Below are 3,628 nucleotides of genomic sequence, written 5' to 3'. Positions count from 1 at the left end.
GGGCTATTTCCGCCAATGACCACGGTTCAGCATTATTTCTACCGTTGGAGCGCGATGGGTGTGTGGAAATCGATCAACCACGCCCTGCTGCTGATGGCGCGTGAAGCGATGGGTCGGGAAGCCTCTCCCAGCGCAGGTGTCATCGATAGCCAGAGCGTGAAAACCACCGAAAGTGGCGGCCCACGGGGATTTGACGCGGGCAAGAAGATCAAGGGCCGCAAACGCCACATCGTCACTGACACGCAGGGCTTGCTGGTTGGGGCCATCGTTCACACCGCCGATATCCAAGATCGCGACGGTGCGCCCGACGTCCTTGCCAGCATCCGCCAAACCTTCCCGTGGTTGCGTCACGTCTTCGCCGATGGGGGATATGCCGGGGACAAACTGCGCACCGCGCTCACCAAAATCGGCACATGGACCTTGGAAATCATCAAACGCTCAGACGGCGCCAAGGGCTTCAAACTGCTGCCTCGACGCTGGGTGGTCGAGCGAACAATCGCATGGCTGAACCGCAACCGACGCCTCGCCAAGGACTTCGAACGAACCATTGAAAGCGCCACCACCTGGCTTTTCATTGCATCCGTCAACCAAATCACCCGCAGAATCGCAAGCCTATGTAATCAAACCGCTTCTTTATGAGTCAGACTCTGAAGTCACGAGCCCAATGCCAACTATCGGTATTTTGATCAACCCGGACAACAGCTGGGTTGATGATAAGGGCGCATGTGAACTGTACCGTTTCAAGGGAACGCCGAATGCAAATAATAAAGTAGGGACTTCAACATTTAAATTTGAAAATCAAGGGGCGAGGCGGGAGTTCGCAGAGGCGCGTAATTTCATTATTGCCGATCTGATGCCGACCACGAGACGGTTCAAGGAAATTACTGAAATATTCCGCATAGAGAAACATGTGACTGCGAAGCCAGCAGCAATAAATGACAAGTTCTGTGACAAGGCATTGAAATCGAGTGTCATTGCCAAGCCCTTTTGATTGAGGCTGATCGCCCTGATGTCCGGCCGTCGCGCTGCGGCGGTCGGAGGTCAGGGCGGTGTCTTGATTGAAATGATTCGAACCGATGGGGTGGATGCCGCCATCGTGGCGGGCTCGTCGGGCTTCATCGAGCCCCACAGAAAACTGCAACAAAACCCATCCCGATCGCGCGACCGTGTCACGCGCAAAGCGTCAATCCTAACCGATCAACGATCCGTGGCTGCTGCCTTGCGACCTACGTCTATGATAGGCTTGCTAAAGGCGAAACCGTGGATCGGGTGCCGGTGAGGGGCGTAGCCGGACTCTCATCAGCACCGGGACGGCGAGCAGCATGATGGCGCCCACAAATGGCGGCAAGGCCATCAGGTAACGGAGGCCAGCTGCATCTGCTGCGTGGTCGCGGTAGTCGTATTGCGATAGCAGATGACCGATCGTGAAGGCTGCTATGGATTGGGCGAGTTTCGATGCGAAGGTGAACAGGCCATAGCGCTGGGTGGCGGAGGCGGGGTCGCCTGCGGCGACCCGCGCAAGCAGCGACCATATCGCCATCGCCGTTCCACCCCAGGCCGCACCATAAAAAAAGCCGCCTGCCAGCGCCACATAGTCGCCAAGCGGCCCGATGCCGAGAAACACCAGCGATGCGCTCGCCCACGCGGCTGCCGCCCAGCGAAAGGTCGTTGCGAGCGACGTCGCGTCGGCCAATCGCACCCAGGCCGGCTGCAGCATGATCTTACCCAGCGCAACCGAAGCGAGGAATGCGCTGGCGGCAAACGTGTCGGTCAGGACAAATGCCGAGAAATACGCCTCGAGCTTGCCGAACGCAGGCGACGTCAGTGAGAAGATGAAGATGGATCCGACCAACAGTGGATAGCGATGATCGGCGAACGGCGCGACCCCAGGAGATTTGAGCGGGTTGGTCGCGGCATGTGCGGGCAGCACGGCACGCATGGCGTAATTGTGCAGCAGCATGGCGGATGCGAACGCCACGATCGCCGCGCCCAGCGAAGTGAGCAGGAAAATTTCGCTACGCGCGACCGCTGTCCCGGCTTGCAGCACCGGCACTGTGAGCGCTGCAATACTCAGGATCGACAGGCCCGATGCGACGTAGCGTGCAGAGGCAAAACGTGCCCGCGATGAATCGTCAGGCGCTGCAAACGCCATATAGGCATTCTGCGGGGTGTCGCAGAGCGCATAGGCGAGGCGGAACAGGAGCAGCGTTGTCAGCGCATAAGCAAACCGGCTGTCCGTCGAAATGAAGCCAGTTATCGCAAACGCCGCGAAGCTGGCTGCGGCGAAGCCGGCACCGATGGCTTGAATGCGGGCCGCAGCCCGCACATCAGTCACACGCCCGGCAAGCATCCGGCCGACCACGACGTCCATGCACGCATTGAAGAGCAGCGAGATCCCGAGCACCAGGCCCATCGTTGCCGGGCGCATCCCCGCAGCTTCCGTCAGGAAAAAGGCGAAAACCAGCGCACTGCTGTTCCACAACAGGCTCTTGCCGAAATGCGCGGTGCTATAGACCCGCACATGCTGCGACGGCGCCCATCGTCGCGCCCGGCCGATCCAATGACGCATCACCGCTTGCTAGCCTTTGGGAAGGCGAGGGGGGCGTCAGCTGGCAAAATAGGCTTCGGCGAGTGGAACGGCGGCCGCACCGACTGCCGCCGCACGTTCGGTGACGCTTGCCGGGACGAGCAGTGGCGCTGGATGACCGCGCCCGCGCCGGATGCGCGTGTCGAAGGCGTGTTGGTCAACTGCCGCAGCCTCGGTCAGCCGCCGCGCGAGCGAGGGCGGCCATCTCCCCCCGACCACGATGCGTTCCAGATCGAACGACAAGTGGATCACCGTCGCATGCGTGCGTAGCGGCGGTGCGGCAAACTCGATACAGGTGTCCAGCACAGGCCATTCCGCACCATAGCGGTCCAGCATGTCGAATATGTTGCGAGTGGCGATACCATGCCCGGCCAGCATCTCACGCAGCGTCTCCAGATTTGGTACGGGAATCCCGGTCAACTTTAGGGTTCAAACCCAATCAGCGGCTTGAGTCGAAGCGGCTATCGTGATTCAGTGCGGCGCGGATCGCGGGAGGTGTGAGATGGCGCTGTTCTGGTTGTCGGACGAGGGATGGGCTGCGATCGAGCCGCATTTGCCCAAGAACCAGCCCTGTGCCCGGCGGGTGGACGAACGGCGGGTGGTCTCGGGCATCGTGCACGTGCTGAAAGTCGGCTGCCGGTGGTGCGACTGCCCCGCCGACTACGCTTCATCGGCCACGGTGTACAACCGCTTCAACCGCTAGTCGCGTCGGGGCTTCTGGCTGAACCTGCTCGATGCCCTGGTAGACACCGGCGCGACCACGAAAAGCACCACGAGCGACAGCACCTACATCAAGGCACAACGCGCGGCGTTCGGCGCAAAAGGGGGCGCTCGCTGCGCGATGCCGGAGCTGTCCCCGTCATACCGGGCCGACGCAACCGCAAGCGCGCCGTCCGCTACGACAAGGATCGTTATCGCAGCCGACACCTGATCGAAAACGCCTTCTGCCGCCTCAAGGATTTCCGCCGTGTCGCCACCCGCTACGACAAGCTCGCCGCCAACTTCATCTCAGACCCCGATCCGAAAGTAGTTGAGCGATAC

4 protein-coding genes and 1 pseudogene are annotated in these 3,628 nt (G+C 60.8%); 3 read left to right on the top strand and 2 right to left on the bottom strand.

Annotated elements, in window-relative coordinates:
• A partial coding sequence (locus QU44_RS16810; protein WP_033923562.1) for an IS5 family transposase occupies positions 1-639 on the top strand: 639 nt, incomplete at its 5' end.
• 25 nt (positions 640-664) lie between these two features.
• Positions 665-991 (top strand): hypothetical protein, encoded by a 327-nt coding sequence (locus tag QU44_RS18400; protein ID WP_156141257.1) that lies wholly within the window; start codon positions 665-667, stop codon positions 989-991.
• Positions 992-1,246: 255 nt separating this feature from the next.
• On the opposite strand, the gene QU44_RS16805 is transcribed toward QU44_RS18400, so the two are convergent.
• Together QU44_RS16805 and QU44_RS16800 are read right to left on the bottom strand one after the other, a co-directional pair.
• Positions 1,247-2,569 (bottom strand): MFS transporter, encoded by a 1,323-nt coding sequence (locus QU44_RS16805; protein ID WP_033923560.1) that lies wholly within the window; start codon positions 2,567-2,569, stop codon positions 1,247-1,249.
• Positions 2,570-2,605: 36 nt separating this feature from the next.
• On the bottom strand, positions 2,606-3,007 hold the full coding sequence (locus QU44_RS16800) for a hypothetical protein (protein ID WP_156141256.1): 402 nt from the start codon (positions 3,005-3,007) through the stop codon (positions 2,606-2,608).
• Positions 3,008-3,089: 82 nt separating this feature from the next.
• On the opposite strand from QU44_RS16800, the pseudogene QU44_RS17245 reads away from it, so the two are divergent.
• Positions 3,090-3,628 (top strand): annotated as a pseudogene (locus tag QU44_RS17245) (transposase); the annotation flags it as partial.

The sequence above is a fragment of the Sphingomonas sp. 37zxx genome (assembly GCF_000786205.1).
GTDB lineage: Bacteria > Pseudomonadota > Alphaproteobacteria > Sphingomonadales > Sphingomonadaceae > Sphingomonas.
This window is presented reverse-complemented; position numbering and strand designations above follow the sequence as displayed.

Excerpts from the sequence above, each read along its gene's own strand:
- QU44_RS18400 (WP_156141257.1), top strand. The coding sequence starts at position 665 with ATGCCAACTATCGGTATTTTGATCAACCCGGACAACAGCTGGGTTGAT.
- QU44_RS16805 (WP_033923560.1), bottom strand. The coding sequence starts at position 2,569 with ATGCGTCATTGGATCGGCCGGGCGCGACGATGGGCGCCGTCGCAGCAT.